Source organism: Novosphingobium sp. (genome assembly GCF_965214355.1).
Classification (GTDB): Bacteria; Pseudomonadota; Alphaproteobacteria; order Sphingomonadales; family Sphingomonadaceae; genus Novosphingobium.
In genome coordinates, this window is record NZ_CBDCBI010000002.1 from 780,965 (window position 1) to 800,389 (window position 19,425).

General features: G+C 61.0%; 13 protein-coding genes. 10 read left to right on the forward strand and 3 right to left on the reverse strand.

The genetic code is table 11. The annotated features are described in order from the left end of the window. The first annotated feature begins 116 nt into the window (after window positions 1-116). The gene (locus ACOOE2_RS04285) at window positions 117-536 is read left to right on the forward strand and encodes a VOC family protein (RefSeq protein ID WP_420381785.1); all 420 of its coding nucleotides are present in this window, start codon (window positions 117-119) and stop codon (window positions 534-536) included. Between the two features lie 61 nt (window positions 537-597). Here ACOOE2_RS04285 and ACOOE2_RS04290 read toward each other — a convergent pair whose 3' ends face one another. Continuing rightward, window positions 598-2,532 (reverse strand): NAD(P)-binding protein, encoded by a 1,935-nt coding sequence (locus ACOOE2_RS04290; RefSeq protein WP_420381786.1) that lies wholly within the window; start codon window positions 2,530-2,532, stop codon window positions 598-600. 272 nt (window positions 2,533-2,804) lie between these two features. On the opposite strand from ACOOE2_RS04290, the gene ACOOE2_RS04295 reads away from it, so the two are divergent. Further along, the gene (locus ACOOE2_RS04295; protein ID WP_420381787.1) at window positions 2,805-3,890 is read left to right on the forward strand and encodes a hypothetical protein; all 1,086 of its coding nucleotides are present in this window, start codon (window positions 2,805-2,807) and stop codon (window positions 3,888-3,890) included. Window positions 3,891-3,941: 51 nt separating this feature from the next. Continuing rightward, window positions 3,942-6,386 (forward strand): TonB-dependent receptor, encoded by a 2,445-nt coding sequence (locus ACOOE2_RS04300; RefSeq protein WP_420381788.1) that lies wholly within the window; start codon window positions 3,942-3,944, stop codon window positions 6,384-6,386. Between the two features lie 110 nt (window positions 6,387-6,496). On the opposite strand, the gene ACOOE2_RS04305 is transcribed toward ACOOE2_RS04300, so the two are convergent. Beyond that, window positions 6,497-8,581: a glycoside hydrolase family 3 C-terminal domain-containing protein gene (locus tag ACOOE2_RS04305; protein WP_420381789.1), complete on the reverse strand. Its 2,085-nt coding sequence runs from the start codon at window positions 8,579-8,581 to the stop codon at window positions 6,497-6,499. 326 nt (window positions 8,582-8,907) lie between these two features. Here ACOOE2_RS04305 and ACOOE2_RS04310 point away from each other — a divergent pair, with 326 nt between their 5' ends. The 4 genes from ACOOE2_RS04310 to ACOOE2_RS04325 all read left to right on the forward strand — a co-directional run bounded on the left by ACOOE2_RS04310 (window position 8,908) and on the right by ACOOE2_RS04325 (window position 14,516). Beyond that, window positions 8,908-9,531 carry a TetR/AcrR family transcriptional regulator gene (locus ACOOE2_RS04310; protein WP_420381790.1) on the forward strand — a complete coding sequence of 208 codons (624 nt, stop codon included), beginning with the start codon at window positions 8,908-8,910 and terminating at the stop codon, window positions 9,529-9,531. Window positions 9,532-9,614: 83 nt separating this feature from the next. Continuing rightward, window positions 9,615-9,947, forward strand: coding sequence for a hypothetical protein (locus tag ACOOE2_RS04315; protein ID WP_420381791.1), 333 nt, complete (start codon window positions 9,615-9,617; stop codon window positions 9,945-9,947). Between the two features lie 107 nt (window positions 9,948-10,054). Beyond that, the gene (gene galA, locus ACOOE2_RS04320; protein ID WP_420381792.1) at window positions 10,055-12,973 is read left to right on the forward strand and encodes a beta-galactosidase GalA; all 2,919 of its coding nucleotides are present in this window, start codon (window positions 10,055-10,057) and stop codon (window positions 12,971-12,973) included. A 31-nt stretch (window positions 12,974-13,004) separates the two neighbouring features. After that, the gene (locus ACOOE2_RS04325) at window positions 13,005-14,516 is read left to right on the forward strand and encodes a GH39 family glycosyl hydrolase (RefSeq protein WP_420381793.1); all 1,512 of its coding nucleotides are present in this window, start codon (window positions 13,005-13,007) and stop codon (window positions 14,514-14,516) included. A gap of 46 nt (window positions 14,517-14,562) precedes the next feature. On the opposite strand, the gene ACOOE2_RS04330 is transcribed toward ACOOE2_RS04325, so the two are convergent. Continuing rightward, window positions 14,563-15,249 (reverse strand): TetR/AcrR family transcriptional regulator, encoded by a 687-nt coding sequence (locus ACOOE2_RS04330; RefSeq protein ID WP_420381794.1) that lies wholly within the window; start codon window positions 15,247-15,249, stop codon window positions 14,563-14,565. Between the two features lie 123 nt (window positions 15,250-15,372). On the opposite strand from ACOOE2_RS04330, the gene ACOOE2_RS04335 reads away from it, so the two are divergent. The 3 genes from ACOOE2_RS04335 to ACOOE2_RS04345 all read left to right on the forward strand — a co-directional run bounded on the left by ACOOE2_RS04335 (window position 15,373) and on the right by ACOOE2_RS04345 (window position 19,409). Beyond that, complete coding sequence (locus ACOOE2_RS04335) at window positions 15,373-17,343, forward strand: NAD(P)/FAD-dependent oxidoreductase (RefSeq protein WP_420381795.1); 1,971 nt, start codon at window positions 15,373-15,375, stop codon at window positions 17,341-17,343. Window positions 17,344-17,393: 50 nt separating this feature from the next. Further along, window positions 17,394-17,813: a VOC family protein gene (locus tag ACOOE2_RS04340; RefSeq protein WP_420381796.1), complete on the forward strand. Its 420-nt coding sequence runs from the start codon at window positions 17,394-17,396 to the stop codon at window positions 17,811-17,813. A gap of 81 nt (window positions 17,814-17,894) precedes the next feature. Further along, on the forward strand, window positions 17,895-19,409 hold the full coding sequence (locus tag ACOOE2_RS04345) for a hypothetical protein (protein ID WP_420381797.1): 1,515 nt from the start codon (window positions 17,895-17,897) through the stop codon (window positions 19,407-19,409). Window positions 19,410-19,425: the final 16 nt, after the last annotated feature.

Sequence of the window (19,425 nt, forward strand, 5' to 3'; positions counted from 1 at the left end):
TTTCGCAGTGATTTTCATTCAGGGGATTGCGGCAAGGCCATGGGGCTGTCAATTCAATAGTAAGTGCCCGCTTATATGACGTCGGGCGCAAATGCCGCCAAGGGAGCATAACGGAAATGTCTGAACAACCCAAAACACCAAGCATTTTCATCAAGATCGTCTGCGATGACGAAGAAAAAATGGCCGATTACTATATGAAGGTTTATGGTCTTCAGGTGTGGCAGCGCGTCGCTGGGCAAAGCGTCGGCGTGGACGAGGCGTTCCGCGAAGTCATCCTGATGCGCCCGAACCCCGACATTGTCGAAACCGTGGTGCTGTTCAAATTCGTCGACAGGCCCAAACCGCGTGATCAACAGTCGATCGTCGGCTGGATAACCGACGACATCGAAGCCTTGAACGGACGGATCGTCGCCCATGGCGGAACGCTGGTCGGCCCGTTGCGCGACATGCCGGAGCACGGCATCCGGGTGCAATTTTCGGAAGATCCCGAAGGCGCCCTGTCGGAAAATGTGCAGATGGTGGCCGCACAGCACTGATCGAGCACGGTCCGGCTGGAACAGGGTCCGGCGCGGGTCTCGCGCCGGGCCCTGCCAAACCTCAACCGCGCAAGGTGTAACTGCCCTCGGCCGGTCTGCGTGTGGCGTTGAAGAAATCGACCAGCCGCCACGGCCAGCTCATGAAATTGCGCTTTTTCGAGTTGTTGTAATAGCTGTTTGCCCTCGGGTGCAGCCAGATCATTTGCGGCATCCGTTCATCGACCGTGCGGTTCCAGTCGGTAAACGCCTGGTCGGTAACTTCGAAGGCGCGGGCATCGGCAGCGACGACTGCGTCGAGCGCCTCGATGATCCAGTTAACCTGGCATTCGGACACCAGGTTCTGTCCGGCGGCATGGTTGGGCGCGCTGTTGGGGCCGACAGTGTGGAAATAGTTGGGGAATCCGGGTACGCACATGCCAAGATAGGACCGGGCATCCTCTTCCCCCCATTCCTCGCCCAGGTCGCGTCCGCCGACACCCTTGATCGACAAGTTGCCGGTCATCTTTGCGACGTTGAAACCCGTTGCGCACACGATGATGTCGCAGTCATAGACGCTGCCGTCATTAGCTTCGATCCCGTGGGGCAGTATACGCGCGATGCCCGCGTCCTGCAGATGGACGTTGTCGCGGGCGAGCGCGTCGAACCAGCCGTTGTCGAGAATGATGCGCTTCGAAAAGATCGGGAAATTGGGGGTCAGTTTTTCGATCAGGTCGGGCCGGTCGGCAAATTTCGCTTGCACATACCCGACTGCCCATTCGCGTGTCATCGCGTTCGAGGCCGACACGGCCAGATCGTTGCCTGCCCACGCCGGGTCCATCACCACATTTTCGAACAGGCCATCGGCCGCCGACCAATACACGCGGAAACGGAACCACTGCTTGAATGTGGGGATATTGGCCAGCGCCCATTTCATCCCGGCACTGACTTCATGCGCAATTTCGGGATTGTAGATTACCCAGTGACGCGTCCGCTGGAATTGTGTGAGATTTTCCACCAGCGGCGCGATCGCCCCGACAAGTTGCGCCGCGCTGGCGCCGGTGCCTATCACCGCGACACGTTTGCCGCGCACATCGAGATCCTCTGGCCAGGTGGCGGTGTGCACGACCTGACCCTTGAAATCGCCAAGGCCGGGCGCATCGGGCCACTTTGGCCGATTGAGTGGGCCGTGGCCATTGATCACGGCATTGACGATCAGCGTTTCGCGCGCGCCGTCCGGCTTTTTGACGGTCACGTGCCACATATACGATGCTTCGTCCCAGCGCAGTTGTTCAACTATGGTGTTGAAACGCAGGTTCGGGCCGATGCCGCCTGTTTCGGCAGCTTCGAGCATATATTGCCGCATATCGGCGCCGTGCGGATGATAATACCGCCAGTTGGTCCAGATCTGCCAACTGAAGCTGTAGAAGTGACTTGGCGTATCGACGCCCACGCCGGGATAGCGGTTTTCCCACCACGTACCGCCGACATTGGCATTCTTTTCGATCACGACGTAGTCGTATCCGGCTTCGCCCAGCTTGATTGCGGCGGCGATCCCGGTCAGTCCCGCGCCGATCACCAGCACCTTGAAATCGGCGGGCGGCCGGCGGCGCCCTTCGATCTGCGAGCGATCGATCCACGGTTTGAAGCCGCACTGGTCATAAACCAGTTCGAGGAATTCGTCGGCAACCGGTTCGCCGACGCTGACCGACATGATCCGTTGCACCAGACGGTCATCAGCCGGCGCTGACTGTCGGCCTTCGCCGGTGGTCAGCAGGCGCCGCATCCGCTCGCGCAAGTCTGCAACCAGGTCGTCAGGAACCGGCACGGCCTCAGGCGAAAATGCCGGCTTGATGAAGGGCGCAAAGCGATCGAGCATGACCTCGTCATGGGACAACTGCACATAGGCGGCCAGCAAAGTGGGCACGTTGGCCTCGGCCAGCCCCTCGCGCAATTCGGGTGTGTCGGCGAGCGGTGCAGGTGTTTCGCCATCGATGGTGCGGATAGGCTCAGCAATCACAAGTGTCTCCCAAATTTTTTGTAAGTCATTACTCACCTATTTTTTTTGACCGCGCAAGTCTGGAAATTCGGGAGAAGCCAAACCCGTGTGCAATCGTGCCCGTGGACCGGCGGAAGTCGTTCACTGGTGCATGTTTACAACACAATCCTACGCGACCGTCTATTTTTCCCCAAGCCTCGCTCCGACTGTTGACGGACGAGTTGATAATTGCAAGTGTACACTCACTTAAAACTGCCGCGCACCAAGCCGGCAGGCATTCGGGAGAGTGGCACGTGATATACAGCACGCAGATTTCGCATCTTTCCGACGTTTTGCGGCCAGCATCGCCGCCGCGCGAGATCGCCGGGGTCTACACCCCTGACCAGATCGCGCGGCTGCTCGATGTCGTGCGCACGCAAGGACCGTGGCAGCTTATCATTGCGCAGCATTTCGCCTCGGTCGAAGAGCTGGTCGCAACCATGTCAGGCGCAATGCCTGTTGACGTCGAGCCATCGCTCGACATGTTCCTGACACCGACGTTCAGAGGCTATTACGCCAATTATTCGGCGGTGTTGTACCCGGAACTGCACGACTGCTTCTACAACCAGGTGTTTCTGGAGCACGCCAAGGCGTATTGGGGCGGGGCGGCCTATGCCAAGCCGCAGATGATGCTGTTCAACATCAACGGCCCTTGCGGCAACACCGATCCGGGCCACCTCGATTCGCCCAGCTTTCGCGGGGTGCGCCATGAAAATTCGCCCACATGGCTATGTTCGGTGATGGGAAAGTCCGGCTTGTTCCAGGACTATCTGATCAAGATGGCGCAAGTCATAACCTGGTTCAGCCACGATGCGGGCAGCGGTTTCACGTATTGGCCCAACGGGCCTGCGCAACCACCAGCGCGCTTGCAACCGCCGATCTACAATCGCGGTGTCGTGGTCCAGAACGAGATGATGATGCACCGGGGGGAGGCCAATGGGCCGATCGCGCTGCAGCGTCCGGCAGGCCTGTCGTTCGAAACGCGCTTCACCGGCGATCCGGCGGACAAGGACAATTGGCGCCTGATGAATGGCGAGACGGTCATCGCGCAGCATCGCACCGACGAATTGCGGTTCCTGGTGCATTGGTCGGGCGAAGTGTTCGAAGATTTCGCGGAGCTCAAGATGAACATGGACGGTACCCATGATCTGACGCACGATCAGGTGTTCGACACCTTCATCAAGGATATGCGCGCGCGCGGGATCGCGGTCGAAGCCCCCGCCGATCCGCTTCATGACCAGGCGTTCATCCGTACACTTGTCGCTGCCTATGATTTTGGCTCGCCCGCGATGTACCCTACCGAAGCGCCGGTTACACCGGTCTATGCCAGCGCAGCTTAAGCATTGATACATAAGAAATAATTGAAATACCGGATCAGTTGAGGGGGTTTTATGCAGAAATTTTCAATGAAACGGGCGGCGTTGCTGCTGTGCGGCGCCGCTGTCATTGCCGTGCCGGCCGGGGCTTGGGCGCAGGCGGCGACGCCAACCGTTGCGTCGACGAACGACGGGCCTCCTACGATCAGCGAGATCGTCGTCACTGCGACACGTATCCAAAGTCGGCAGCAGGACGTCGCGATGTCATTGAACGTCGAAACCGGAGACAAGCTGGAAAAGCTCAATGTTTTCGATATCAAGGACATCAGTCAACTGGCTCCTGGCCTCGACCTGACCAACACCGACGGGCGCAGCAATTCGACCACCTTACGGGGCGTGACTTTCAATCCGGATTCGGGGACAGCACCGGCTGTTCAGGTCTATCTCAACGAAATACCGACCGACGCGCAAGTCATCTATGCGCCGATCTACGACATTCAGGATATCGAAGTGCTGCGCGGCCCACAGGGCCTGCTGCGCGGTCTGTCGGCGCCGGCCGGCTCGATCACGATCGCGACCCGCCGCCCCAATTTTGATCATGTCGAAGGCTACGCCGAGACGACGGCGACCAACCGCGAAGGTTACAACGTCCAGGCAGGGGTTTCGCTTCCGTTTTCCGACACGCTGGCGATCCGCGTCGCGGGCCTTGTCGACGGCAACCGCATCAATGACGTCGTCGATGTGAACCGCAACAACCAGCGCTCGTATGGCTGGACCGAAAGCGCGCGTATCACAATCGGCTGGAAGCCGCTGCCCGGCTTGACCACGTTTTTGACGTATCAGCACCTCGATGTCGATACGCGGCAGTTTCAGCAAGTCGTGGGTAGCGGCAACACGCCTGCTTATCAGTTGCTTCCTTTTCTCGGTGGCTATCTCCTTCCTGATACCTCCGCGCGTTCGGGGCCGCCGCTGACTGTATCGGATTACGGGGCGGTTTCGGAAGGGCTGGATGAAGTCAACAACCGGACCGATATTGTCAATCTGGCCGCCGACTACGACCTGGGGCCGGCGACATTGTCATTCGTCGGTGCACATCAATCCAGCCTGATCGTCGTGGAGCGCGATCTCGACAATGGCAATGCCGTGCCGGGGTACATTTCCAACGGACCGCAGCATACCACGTTCAATTACAACACCGGCGAGTTGCGGCTGACATCGAACAATACAGAAGGTCTTGGCTGGGGTGTCGGGGCATTCTACACCAAGCAGTCGGGTCTGACGATTCTCGATGGCGGCAACAGCAATACGTTCTTTTTCCCGACGTCGGTTGCCGGAACCAAGGCGGCCTTTGGGGCGCCGCCGTATTTACCGATCAACACCAACATCACTGTACCGACCAACGCCAGCACGGCCTCGTTCAATGCCAACTTGCGGTACAAGAGCGGACCATTCAAGGCCGAGGCCGGTGTGCGCTATTCGATCGAAAAGAACGACCAGACCACCCAAGTCGGGGTCAGCAGTCCGGGCAACACATTTGCCGGTGTGCCTGCCTTTGCCCTGCCGACATCCGAAATCATTCCGCCCAATCTTCAGAAGAGCACGTACCGTCCGCTAACCGGCGGGGCCGACATCAGCTATGACTTTGCCCGGACATTGACCGGCTATGTGGCTTATGGTCACTCGGCACGGCAGGGCAGTACGGGTGTGGGTGTTCCCTCGGGGATCAGCCCCGACCTGATCCGCACCAAGAACGAAACCACCGATTCCATCGAAGCCGGTCTCAAGGGGTCGTTTGCCAATCGCCGGCTGAGCTTTACCGTCGACGGCTTCTACCAGAAACTCGAAAACTACCTGTCGCGGTTCCAGAATATTTTCTACGATGTTCCGGCCAACCAGTCGGGCACCGGTCAGCAGGAACTGGGTTCGTTTGATTTCAACTACAACGGCAACGCCACGATCAAGGGCGTCGAAGGTTCGCTTGACGGCCATGTCACCCGCGATTGGGATATCAGTGTCCAGGCGTCGTATACCCATGGCCGTTACAACAACGCCACTTTGCCGTGCAATGATTTTGCCGGCACGGGCATTCCCAATGCCAATGGCGCGCAGAAAGTGACCGGGCCCGGCAATGTCAGCTATTGTGTCATCAACTCCCGCCTGGCCGACGTTCCCGACTTCAGCCTGACCGCGAACACGGAAATCCGCTTCCCGATGGCGACCGTCACTCCGTTTGTAAGGGCACTGCTGTCGTATCGCCCGGGGTTCTATTCGCAACTGGTCAATTTCAATTACGAAGACCGCGAGAACGTCAATCTTTACCTCGGTTTGCGGACCAATGACGGCAAATGGGAAATCAACGCCTTTGCGAAAAACCTGCTCAACCAGCAGCGCATTACAAACATTTCGCTTGGCAATGCGCAGCAACCGACGTCGGCCGGGGTTTCCTATGACTCGGGCTATCGCACGATCAATGCGACCAACCGGCGCTCATTCGGGATCACCGCGCACGTCAAATGGTGACAAGTAGCACCGTGTAGTAGGGCCCGCGATACGCTCAGGCGAAGCCGCCGTGCCAGACAGGCATGGCGGCTTTGTTGTTACCCAGGTTGCAGGATTTCCATCAGGCCCGTTCAAGGTTGCAGTTGCGCAGCGGCAATCCGTACGCTGGCGGTCAACACGGGGTCGGTGGCCGCGCGAGAAACTTCCACTTTGACCGGCCCCGCTGCCACAAGCCAGCCGCGGTTCTGCACCGAATAGCGCGCGAGCAGCCGCCGGTCGGCCACGACGGTGACCGTTCTGGTCTGGCCGGGCGCAAGGTCTGTGCGGCTCCAGCCGATCAGGCGTCGTGCCTTGCCGGGCAGGGTGACATAGACTTGCGGCACGTCGGCGCCTGCCGCGGTGCCGGTGTTGGTCACCCGGAATGTGACGCGCACGGCCGCCCCGCCGTGCGCCTGCAATCCGGCATAGGCAAAGTGCGTGTAACTGAGGCCAAATCCGAACGGATAGAGCGGCACGGCGTGGCGGGCGTCATACCAGCGATAGCCGACGTCCGATCCTTCGGGATAGCCGATATCGAATGTCGGGGAGGTTACCGCGCTGCCATACAGGGCTTTGTCCTGCTTGCTGGGCGGGCCCATTGTCGAGCCGGGCAGCACCGGGTTGGGTATTTGTCCGAAATCGGCGGGAAACGTCACCGGCAGGTGGCCAGACGGGTTCACCGCTCCCGACAGGACCTGCGCGACTGCGGTCCCACCGCTCTGTCCAGGGTACCAAGCCTCCAGGATCGCGGCGACTTTGTCGCGCCAGGGCATGACCACCGGATTGCCGGTCTCCAGCACAACGACGGTATTGGGATTGGCGCCGGCCACTGCGGCGATCAGGTCATCCTGTCCCCCGCCCAGCGACAGATCGCGGACATCGACGCCTTCCGATGAAAATTTTTCTCCGATGACGACGGCGATGTCCGCCTTGGCTGCGGCCGCGATCGTAGCGGGCAAGTCGGTACTGTCGATGTAGGTGATGACACTGTCGGGAAACGCGGTGCGCAACGCCTCAAGCGGGGGTGTTCCGCCATAACCGTACCCGGTGAACGATCCCGTTGCCGTGGCGCGCCGGCGCAAGCCGCCGACGGGGGAGACTTGTGACGACCCGCCACCGGACAGAACACCCAGATCGCCATGTCCGCCAACCAGCAAAATCGTGCGTGGGTGCGCTTTCAGCGGCAAAATACCATCCTGATTGCGCAGCAGCACGATGCCCTGCTGCTCGGCACGCAGCGCCACTGCGCCATCGGCCGCGTAATCGATGGCCGATTTTCCGATCACAGGGTGATCAACCAGCCCCTGGCTATAGATTGCAGTCAGGATGCCGAGCGTCGCGCGATCGACTGCGGCCATGGGCACCTCGCCGGCCAACAGCGCGCTCGACAGTTCGGTCGAAAAAAAACGTTTGGTGTCGAGGGCTTCGCCTGATTCCTGATCCAAACCGGCAGTCAAGGCACCGACAGAATGCACCGCTCCCCAGTCGGACATCACAAAACCGGAAAATCCCCAGTCCCGCCGCAGCACATCGGTCAGAAGAAACCGGTTTTCGCAAGCATAAGTGTCACCGACCCGGTTATAGGAACACATCACTGCGCCCGGATGCCCGCCTTCTATACCCAGTTCGAACGCCAGCAGGTCGCTTTCGCGGGCAGACGCCTCGTCGAAATTGACAGATGCGATATTGCGCCCGGTTTCCTGATCGTTGAGCGCGAAATGCTTGATCGTGGACATGATGTGGTTGGACTGCACACCGCCGATCTGGGCGGCCACGAGTCGGCCGGCGAGCAAAGGGTCCTCGCCCAGGTATTCGAAAGTGCGTCCGCCGCGCGGGTCGCGCACCAAATTCACGCCGCCCGCCAGCAACACATTGAATCCTTTGGCCCGCGCCTCGCTGCCGATCATCTTGCCTCCGGCATAGACGAGATCGGGGTTCCAGGTCGCCGCGAGCGCCAGACCCGACGGCAGCGCCGTTGCGACATCGCCCTTGCGCAGCACACCGCCGAGATTGGCCACACCCAGGCTGGCATCGCTTTCCACCAGTGCGGGTATGCCAAGTCGCGCAATGCCAGGAATATAGCCTGCGCCAATGGTCACCCCTGGGGGACGTTTGGCCTGCGGTACCATTCCCAGCATCGGGCCATGGAGCAGCGTTACCTTTTCATCGGTGGTCATCCGCGCGAGCGTGGCCCGGGCGCGCAAAATGGCGGGCGATTGCGTTTGATGGGGTCTGGCCTCGGCCGTTCCCGAAACGAGCGCCAGGCAGCAAACCAAACCGGCGTAATTGCGCACCATCATATGCCGCTCCCCGTAACCCAACCCGCACGGCGCCTTGCGCCCCCGGTTCGGCAAAGGCTTGCCGATAAGTGGGCGAATGTCAATTAAATGATCGAGTCCGTACGATTAACTTGGGCAGCGCCCTTTTTGCCGTAACCGCGATAATCGTTGGCCGCACGAGCCGATCGGGATAAGGCAATGCGATGTTACCAGTTGCCAAACGTATGCCTGCCCGACGCGGACGACCGAGCGCAGAGCGCGCAAATTCGATTGATCAGCTTGTCCTGGAGGCGGCGCGACGGCTATTCCTGGACGAGGGCTTCGACGCTGTGACGATGGAGCGCGTGGTCGCGATTGCCGGCGTTTCCAAGGGTACGCTCTATGCCCGCTACGCGTCGAAAGAGGCGTTGTTCGCGGCCGTCATCAAGGCGACCGTCGAGCGCTGGTCGGACATCGCGTCGCAGAACAATCACCTGTTCACCGACGATATCGAACAGCGCTTGCGCCATCATGCGCGCACAATCGCCGGCGCGCTGCAGTGGCCGGATGTCGTTGCGTTTCAGCGTCTGATTTTTTCGGTCCAGGACCGGTTTCCGGCGTTGTCGCAGGCAATGCATGAAACTGGCGCGAAATACACCGTGCATTACATTGTTCGCGATATCGAGGCGGCGGCATTGCGCGATGGTCTGCCGGTAAAAGATGCGATTTCGGTTGCCCGCATGCTGGTCGAATCGCTCACTGGTTTTCAACTGGTCGAAGGGGGCGACAAGTCTGCGCCCGGGGTCGACATCACGCAGTTTGGTCAGCGCGTGGTCGATCTGTTGATCGCCGCGCGGTCATCCTGGTAAATGCGCGCAACGCGGCCCTTGTTTTTCGAACGGTGTCGTGCGATATAGTGCCGACGCGAATGTTCGCGCGTAGGGAGAGTTCAATGCGCATTGCTGTTTCCGGATCGTTGCTCGTTGCCGCCGCGCTGGCGTTGGGCGTGTGCTTGCCTGCATCGGCCCAAACCCCGGCACCCGCTGCCACGTCAAAGCCAGCCGCCGCGAAATACAGCACGTCCGATACCGACATCGGCACGTTGCTCGATGATCCAGCCGCAAAGGCGATTGTCGAAAAGCATATCCCCGGCATGACCACCAACCCGCAGATCGATATGGCCCGTTCGATGACGCTCAAAGCCATTCAGGCCTATGCGGCCAGCGACGTGACCGACGAACGACTGGCCGCAATTGATGCGGATTTTGCCAAGTTGGGCAGCTAACCCTTCATGTCGCTGCCTGCGGCTGCGCGGGCAACCACCGTACCGCAGTTGTGCAAGCCATATTACCGCTGTGCGGGATGCTTGATTGCGCCCGGGAAGGATCGATGATGGATCGACGCACTGTATTGCAGGGTGCCGGGTCCGGTCTTGCGCTTTCGGTCCTGCCCGGTGCGGGGGTCGCTTATGCGGCTCGGACTGGTCATGCCGCGCGGTCCGCGCCATCGCTCGTGCCTGGGTCACCGCCCGCGCCATCGCCCGCGCCATCGGTGGTCTTGCCGGAACGTGGCGCGATCAACTTGAATGCCGGCTGGCGATTTCACCCTGGCGACATCGAGGCACCCGCCACCAAGACGTTTCAGGACAGCTATCTCTCCGCCAAGGCGGGCGGGGCGCGTGGCGCTGCGGCCGTCGGTTTCGACGATACCGCTTGGCGTCTGCTCGATCTGCCGCATGACTGGGCGATCGAATCCCCGCTGTCGTCCGATGAAAACGGCACGCTGGGCTATCGCCACCGCGGGTTTGGCTGGTACCGCCGATCGCTGGTGTTCGATCCGGCGCTGGCCGGCCGTTATCTGGAACTCCAGTTCGGCGCGATCGCCACAAATGCGACAATATGGTTCAATGGCACGCCGGTCGTGCATAACTGGTCCGGCTATAACAGCATGGCCATCGACGTCACCGCGCTGGCCAATTTCGGCGCGCCCAACACGCTGGCAGTGCGGGTTGACGCGCAGGCCGCCGAAGCCTGGGCGTATGAAGGCGCCGGCATCTACCGCGATGTGTGGCTGATCGATCGCCCGCCGATCGGACTGGTCACCGATGGGGTGCACGCCGATCCGCGCCGGGGCGAGGACGGCATATGGCACATTCCGGTCGAGGCGACGGTCTATTCGATCGGCAATGCGGTCGGCATGGTCGACGTTGTCGCCGAACTGCTGGGTCCGGACGGGCACGTCGTGGCATCGGCGCGCGGCGCGTTGCACGCTGCGCCGCTGGAGCGCACCGCGCTGGGCCTGATGCTTGACAAGATTCAGCCAGATCTGTGGTCGCCCGATCGCCCGGTGCTCTACACGGTGCGCACCAGGCTGGTCGTGGATGGCCGGATCACCGATGAACGCGTGACCCCGTGCGGGTTTCGCACCATTCGCTTCGATCCGGCGCACGGCCTGCTGCTCAACAGCCAGCCGCTCAAGATCAAGGGCGTGTGCCTGCGCCAGGATCACGCAGGGACCGGCGTTGCGATCCCGGCCGCGTTGGTTGACTGGCGGTTGCGCCAATTGAAGGCGATGGGATGCAACGCCATCCGGGTCGCGCACGGTGCGCCGGATCGGGCGGTGCTCGATGCCTGTGACCGGTTGGGTCTGCTGGTGATGGATGAAAACCGCAATTTCAACACGAGCCCCGATTACTTGGCGCAGCTTGAATGGCTGGTGCGCCGCGATCGCAATCACCCGTGTGTGTTTCTGTGGTCGATCTTTAACGAAGAGCCGATCCAGAATTCCGTTCAGGGTTATGAAATGGCGCGCAGGTCCACTGCGCTGGTCAAATCGTTGGATGACAGTCGCCCGGTCACTGCGGCGATGAGCTCCGTAACCAATTCCAAAGCCAGCGTCGCGCAAGCGGTCGATGTGGTCGGCTTCAACTATCAGAATGCCGGTTATGACCGGTTTCATTCCAGCTATCCCGACAAACCGATGCTCAGTTCGGAAGATTGCAGCGCCTTCATGACCCGCGGCGCCGTGAAAAGTGACAAGGCGGCACATGTGGCATCGGGCGACGACAGCGAACACGCCGCCTGGGGTCTGTCGCACCGTGCCGCGTGGAAGGCGATCGACACCCGCCCGTTCGTGGCCGGCGGGTTTTGCTGGACCGGGTTCGATTATCACGGCGAACCGACGCCTTATGCCTGGCCTTCGAATTCCAGCCTGTTCGGCATTTTAGACTTGTGCGGGTTTCCCAAGGCGGCGTTTTCCATCCGGCGGGCGCTGTGGCGCAAGGATGTGCCGGTGCTCGATATCCTGCCGCACTGGAACCGGGCAGGGGACGAGGGCAAACCGCTCAAAGTGCTGATCGCAACCAATCTCGATCGCGTGCAACTGCGGCTGGGGGGGCGCGTCGTGGGCGACGGGAAGCCCGATCCCTATGACATGATTACATTCGACGTGCCTTATGCGCCGGGGCGGCTGGAAGCGATCGGCTGGAAAGACGGGGCGCAAATTGCGCGCAGTGTGGTCGAAACGACCGGCCCGGCCACCGCGCTACGGCTGATCCTCGATCGGCAAGGGCTGCTGGGTGATGGATTCGATGCGCAGCCGGTCCGGATCGAGGCAGTGGACGCGCGGGGCAGGATGGTGCCGACGGCCAATATTGCCGTCACGCTGACCATCGGCAACGGTCGTCTGATCGGGGTGGGCAATGGCGATCCCACGTCGCTGGCGCCGTCGAAAGGCAACCGCGTCGAGACGTTCAACGGCCTGGCCCAGACGATTGTTCAAACGATCGCCGGGACGAGCGGCAAAATGCTGCTTTCGGCGAGCGCGCCCGGGCTTGCGGGGGCCGGCGTGGCCATGGCGATCACGCCGGCGCAAGTGGCCCGGTCGTTGCCACCGCTGCTGTCGCAGGTCGTGCGGCTGTGGCGCCAGTCGCCTGTCATGCCGATCCGTGCCAGCCTGATCCAGGGCATCGCCGACAGCGATATGAACAGTTGGGCGCCGGTGATAGCGGGCGAGCCGCCGCAACCGGCTACGGGCGTGGGCTATGTCATGGTGCTGGCAAAGGCGGTGCTGACAGAACCGATGCGGCGTCGTGGCACGGTGTTGCGTTTTCAAGCGATCCAGGGGGCGGGCGATGTACTGGTCGACGGGCGCGTCGCCGCGACCAAGCCCGATGCCGCTGCTGCGCCGCTGTCGGTCGCCTTGCCGCCGCATGATGGGGATATCGTCATCGCGCTGGTGCTGCATGTCAAGGCGGGCGAGGCGGTTGGCCTCGCCGGACAAGTCGTGCTCGAAGCCGCCGGCCTCTCCTGAAATTACCCGCATGACCACGAGAGGATTCACCATGTTCGACAGGCGCAATGTGATGGCCGGTGGCCTTGCGACAGCGAGCGCCGCGTTGGCATCGCGCGGGGTGGCGGCGCAGACGAACGCCGAGCGCGTTATGATCGATGCCCACCGCGAGATCGGGCCCTTGCCGCATATATGGTCCAAATGCGCCGGGTCCGATCGCGCGGCGATTACATTGCGCGAGGATTGGCGGCATGACCTGATGCGGTTTCATCGCGAAACGGGGCTGGAGCGAGTGCGGTTCCACGGCATCTTTGCCGATGAACTGGGCGTGTGGGGCGGGTTTGGTGCGGGCGGCGAACCCAATTTCCAGAATGTCGATGCAGTGTATGATGGCCTGATCGAACGCGGAGTCGATCCTTATGTCGAATTGAGTTTCATGCCGGGGCGGTTGATGAGCGCGTCGCGCCATTTTGGATTCTATGGCGCCAATATCTCGCCGCCCAAGGATCTGGGCCAATGGCAGCAATTCATTACCACTTTCACGCGTCACCTGATGGATCGCTATGGCAAGGCGCGGATTGGCAAATGGTATTTTGAAGTATGGAACGAGCCCAACCTGAGCTTTTTCTGGTCGGGCAACCAGGCGCAATATTTCGAGCTCTACAAGGCCAGCGTCGCGGGCGTAAAGGCCGTCGATCGCGATCTTCGCGTCGGCGGCCCGGCTACGGCATCGATTGGCTGGATCGAGCCGTTTCTCGCCTATTGTGCGGTGCAAGCGCTGCCGGTCGATTTCGTCTCCACGCACATTTACGCCGGGGATGATCAGCGCCCCGTGTTCGGCACGGCCGGCGCCTATTCGCAAAACGACATGATCCCGGCCGCCGTCGCAAAAGTGCGCGCGCAGATCGATGCCAGCCGGTTCAAGGGCACCGAACTGTGGATTTCGGAATGGTCGTCCGACAGCCCGGCGATGATTGCCCACGTTCTGAAAGGGGCGCTGCCGCACTGCCAGGCGATGTCGCAATGGGCGATCAGCAGCGTGTTCGAGGAAATCAACGTGCCCGCCTTTATCCTCAAGGAAGGGGACAACGGCTGGGGCATGATCGCCCAGCGCAATATTCCCAAGCCTGCCTTCAACACCTACAAACTGCTTCACCGGCTCGGTAACCGTCAATTGGTATCGACCGGGCCGGTGCTGGCATCACGCACGGAAAAAGGCATCGCCGCGCTGGTCTGGAACCTTGCCGAGGCGCAGCAACCCGGCGGAATTCCGGGCGCATCGAACGAACGCAAAGTCGTGGGACAGCCTAGGCGCCTTGACGTGGCGATACACGGCGCCCGGGCCGGCCAGGCGGCCTCTATCAGCTATGTCGACATGGCACGTGGATCGCCCTTTCCCATGTGGCGCGAGCTGGGTTCGCCGCGCTATCCCGGTCCCGAACAGATCGCCCAGATCCGCAGCGCAGCCGAACTTGCCCCGCCCGAGCGGCGGCAATGCGACGCCAATGGCAATCTGGTGATCGATTTGCCAGCAGAAGGCGTGGCACTGATCGAACTGGCCTGAGCCGCGGCCTTGGGACGCGATACCTGCGATCGCATCTGCCGATCAATCAGACCGTGTGCTGTGTGCCGCGTCCCGCACCGCAAAGGAAAAGCCGCACGACGAATTTCGCCTGCTGTTCCATTTCGGCCCGGATCATCGGCGGGCCGCCGAACAACAGGCGGCGCTGCCATTCTCCAAAGGCCATGGCAACGAACTGCGTGGCTTCGTCACGAAGGGCAGGGCCGCTCATGCCGTGCTGGTGCAGGATGTCGACCACCGGATCAACCTGATAGCGCTCGAACTGCACGCGCGCGATGGCGCGGACGTCGGCAAATTCGGCACCTTCGCGATAGAGCAGTGCCGTAATTTGCCGGCTGCGTTCCTGTGATAGTTGTTCCAGCACCGCGACCACATGCGCGATCAGAGCTTCTGCCAGATCTGTGTCCGGCGCAGATGCGGCTGGCATGTTTGATCGCAAGGTAACGCGGTGCAACTGCGCACTTGATGCCTCAAGACACGCCGCAAACAGCGCGACTTTATCGGCGTAATGATTGTAGAGCGTGCGCGTCGAGATATCCGCCTTGGCCGCGATCGCGCGCAAAGATGCGCCACGAAAACCCCGACTGGCAAATTCTTCCAGTGCGGCTTCGATCAGCGCGGTGTGTTTTCGCTCTGCCGCTTCGGCGTTGGGCCGGCCGGCGCCTTTCCTGGCCTGCTCGCCAGGCTGTTCGTTGATGATCCTCGCCCCTGTCATGTTGGCTCTTTTGCCGACCCCAGGTTCCGATGCAAGCCACCAAAGCCGTGTTGACGAAATACACACTCGGTTGTAATTTAAATCAGAACAGCGCCGCAGCGCGCGTTATCCAAGGAGCCGAGGATGCTGGCGCAATTCAATGGCGATGTGGCCATGCTTGATCAGGCAATTGCCGAGCTCGATCCGGTGGTCGCGCTGCTTTCGCTGGTCCAGATCACGGGCGACCGCACGCTGCTGCACAAGTTCGGGCCAGCACTTGAAGGCACACAGCACAAATTGCGCGAGGCGTTTGTCAGCTTTGGCGACCAGGACGGGCCGGGTGCGGCTTCTGCTGACATCGCGGCAGACGTGCGCAATCGGCTGAAGCTTGCGCTGCTTGCGGCGAAATCGCCCGTTTTGCCCAACCTCGACATGCCGCTGTTTCGTGTGATGTCACACCTTGCCCTTGGCATGGACATTCCCGAAATGTCGCTCGCCCCGGCTTTTCAGCACGCCGGATTCACCACCGACACACGCGTGCAAAAGGCCAAAGCCGTGCCGCCGGCAGGCTTCAAAGTCCTGGTGGTCGGGGCCGGTATGATGGGTATCAATGCTGCGGTAAAGCTGCAGCAGGCCGGGTTTGACTATACCGTCCTCGAACGCCTGGATGCGGTGGGCGGCAATTGGCTGGAAAACACCTATCCGGGCGCCGCTGTGGATACGCCCAGCAGAGTCTATTCGTTTTCGTTCGAACCCAATGGGTCGTGGACCCGGTTTTATCCCACCGGTCCCGAATTCCTGTCGTACCTGACGCGCGTCGCGGACACCTACGGCATCAACGCCAACATTGCGTTCGGCACCACGGTGGAAGGTGCCCGATGGGATGAGGCGCGGCAATTGTGGGTGGTGTCGGCACGGCGCGGCCACGAGTCGGTGACATACGAGGCGAATGAACTGATCATGGCGGTGGGGCCGAACAATACCCCCCATTATCCCGATGTGGCCAACCTTGAGACGTTCAAAGGTCCCGTGCTCCATGGTGCACGCTGGGACAAATCGGTCGACCTGACCGGCAAGAAGGTCGTTCTGGTCGGCACCGGGTGTTCGGGCGTGCAGATCGCGACTGCGCTCGCCGACACAGTGGGGGAATTGACGATCATCCAGCGGCAGCCCGAACACATCATCCCCAATCCCACCGCGCACGATCCGGTCGATCCGCTGGAAATCTGGCAGATGGAAAACATTCCATTTGTGGTGCAGTGGAAGCGATTGCAAAGTCTGGCCAGCGCGCTGTCGGATATGCACGGCATGATCATGAAGGACGAGGATTATGCTGCCAAAACCGGCGGCTTTGGTCCGATCAATGATGCCATGCGCCGGATGTGCAAGGCGTATCTGGAAAGCCATTTTCCCGATGACCCGGACATGCGGGCGCTGCTGTGGCCTACCTATCCGGTGTTTGCGAAACGCCCGATCCTCGATTGCGGCTTCTATGACACGCTCAAAAAGCAGCATGTCAAGATCGTGCGCGGTTCGCTGGCCGAGGCGTATGACGGCGGCATTGTTCTTGCAGACGGGACCCGGATCGATTGCGACGCGATCCTGCTCGCGACCGGCTATAATCTGTTCTTTGGTCGCCAGTTCGACATCACCGGGCGCAGCGGCAAGACTCTGAAGGATGCGTTCGATCCTTATCCCTATTCGTACGAGGGGATGCTGATTCCGGACTTTCCCAACTTCGTGTTCATGGGCGCGCCCTACAGCTATCTTGTCGCCAATCACGCCGTGGTCAGCGAACAGCAGGTCCACTACATCATCGAATTGCTGCAGTGGATGGTGGATGAGAACTTGTCGTCGGTCGACGTGACCCAGGCCGCGACGCGCGCCTTCGTCGACGAGATGGACACCAATCTGGCCCGGACGGCCTGGGTCCAGTGCGGGGATGCCCATGGCTATTACCGGGACAAGGGCAAGAAGGTGATCCTGGCCGTGCCCCGCCACAATTCGCATATCTGGCACGTGACCCGTTTGCCGCGCACCGGGGATTTTACAGTCAAGCGGGTGCCCGGCGCAGAGCCGGTTCAGGTGCGCGAACCGGATCTGTTGACGATCTGACAATTGCGGCGCGGCGTCACCCCAAACCCAACCCACCGGGAGATTATATCATGGCTCAGCAGATTCCCAGCGCCAGGACGCTCGACACCGATTTCATGTTCACCAAGCTGATCGTGCGCGATCTGGACGCGGCGACCGCATTTTATGCCTCGGTGGTCGGACTGGTCGAAATGACGCGCGTGGACGCGGCAATCGACGGACGTGCGGTGACAGAAGTCGTTTACATGCCGACGTATCCTGGTGGTCCGATGTTCATCCTCGCCCGGTTTTACGACGTCGTCACACCCGCCACGGCGGAACTGATTATGGGTTTTGCAACGCAGGACCTCGACGGATTTGTCGCCCGTGCAGAGCAGGCGGGCGGAAAAGTGATCGAGGCGGCACGCGAAATTCAGGGTGCGGGCATGCGCGTCGCATTTGTTGCCGATACCGAGGGTCATGTTCTGCAAGTCACGCAGATGCTCGGATAAATCCAGGTGCGGACGGATTTTTTCAACAAGGGTGCTGCGGCCATGGCTGAACGGCCGACTCTCGCGGTGGGGTCGCGATACATGGCCAGGTTGCCCGCGCCGGTCACCGCGACGTGCGATCCGTCCGGCCCGATTATGCATACTCTGCCGGCCGGGACAGTGATCGTTTGCGCGCAGGCGCCGGGCGATGGTGCACGGGTCCGGATCAGCAGCCCGGCGGGTTGGCTGGACGCCGGCGTGCTGGACCGCGCCGATCCCGCGCCGGCGCTGACGATCGATTTCGAGACGTTTCAGCAGCGCCATGCGCTGGTGCAGCCAGGTGATACCTATGGCATCGAATTTCCGTTTTCGCTGGCCATGCTCGAAGCGTACGGCCCTGATTTCCTGACCCGCGCCTTCCACGCCTCGGGCGTCATGGGCGCGGACAACCGGGTCACGGCGATTCTGGCGATGAAACCGATCGAAGTGAAAGGCGCATCCGAAAATGCCCTGATGACAGTCTCTTATGCCAAGGATGAACCCGCGATTTCAACGGAGCTGTTCGTGAAAATGTCGCCGGCGGACATGAATCGCAAATTCGGGCTGGCCGGGATGTCACACGGAGAGGTGCAGATCGCACAACTGTCGCAGAAGGGCATCGTGCCGGTCGACACCGCCAAATATTATTTCGCGGATTATTGCACGGATACCGCCAATTATATCCTGATCACCGGCAAGATCGCATTTGGTGTCGATCCGATCGAGCCTGCGTACCATAAGGGGTATGACTTCATGGTGCCCGATGCGGGCAACCACTATCAGGTGTTGACGCAAGCGCTGGCCCGCCTTGTCGCTGCGCACAAACTTGGCGCGATGGGCCATGATATCGAGGCGCACTTTCCTTATGCCCGTGCCGCGCGGGACTTCTGGCCGTCGGACGAATCTGCGGACCGGCTCGACCGCCTGATCGATTTCATCGGCCGGATTGCGCCGCAGTTGTTCATCGCAGAGGGCAGCGATCCTGCGTTTCTGGCACGTTGGCGCGACGATGTGCTGTTTGGCCTGGCCAACAAGGACGCGGTCATCGCGTTCCTCCACGCCGACCCCGACTATACCGGTTTGTGCCATTCCAATCTCAACATCGACAATGCCTGGTACTGGCGCGATGCGGCGGGCACCTTGCATGCCGGCCTGCTCGACTGGGGCGGAGCCGGGCAGATGAGCATTGGCCAGGCGCTCAGCAGCATGCTGATGATGCCTGAGCCGGAGGGTTATATCGCCTTGCAGCGCGCAACGATCGCGACGTTTATCGCCGCATACCGCGCGGCGGGCGGGATCGCACTCGATGCCGAAACGGTGCGTTTTCACTACAAGGCTTCGGTGTTTTCGACCGCAATCTGGATCATCGTCGACTACATCACCGACATGCTCTTCCAGTTTTCGGAAGAAGAATATGCCGGGATGAACGACCGCCATGACGCGCGGCTGACATCGACCGGTTTGTACAGCGCGATCATCTGGATCGACAACATGCTGCGTGATTGGCTCGACGACCTGACGCCGGGTGCTGCGTGCCGCCAGATCGTCGCGCAGCAGACGACGCTCGCCACCGTTTGAAACATTGACCGGAGAA

Coding starts and splice junctions, on each gene's coding strand:
- ACOOE2_RS04285 (WP_420381785.1), top strand. CDS start 117: ATGTCTGAACAACCCAAAACACCAAGCATTTTCATCAAGATCGTCTGC.
- ACOOE2_RS04300 (WP_420381788.1), top strand. CDS start 3,942: ATGCAGAAATTTTCAATGAAACGGGCGGCGTTGCTGCTGTGCGGCGCC.
- ACOOE2_RS04305 (WP_420381789.1), bottom strand. CDS start 8,581: ATGACCACCGATGAAAAGGTAACGCTGCTCCATGGCCCGATGCTGGGA.
- ACOOE2_RS04310 (WP_420381790.1), top strand. CDS start 8,908: ATGCCTGCCCGACGCGGACGACCGAGCGCAGAGCGCGCAAATTCGATT.
- ACOOE2_RS04315 (WP_420381791.1), top strand. CDS start 9,615: ATGCGCATTGCTGTTTCCGGATCGTTGCTCGTTGCCGCCGCGCTGGCG.
- galA (WP_420381792.1), top strand. CDS start 10,055: ATGGATCGACGCACTGTATTGCAGGGTGCCGGGTCCGGTCTTGCGCTT.
- ACOOE2_RS04325 (WP_420381793.1), top strand. CDS start 13,005: ATGTTCGACAGGCGCAATGTGATGGCCGGTGGCCTTGCGACAGCGAGC.
- ACOOE2_RS04330 (WP_420381794.1), bottom strand. CDS start 15,249: ATGACAGGGGCGAGGATCATCAACGAACAGCCTGGCGAGCAGGCCAGG.
- ACOOE2_RS04335 (WP_420381795.1), top strand. CDS start 15,373: ATGCTGGCGCAATTCAATGGCGATGTGGCCATGCTTGATCAGGCAATT.
- ACOOE2_RS04340 (WP_420381796.1), top strand. CDS start 17,394: ATGGCTCAGCAGATTCCCAGCGCCAGGACGCTCGACACCGATTTCATG.
- ACOOE2_RS04345 (WP_420381797.1), top strand. CDS start 17,895: ATGGCCAGGTTGCCCGCGCCGGTCACCGCGACGTGCGATCCGTCCGGC.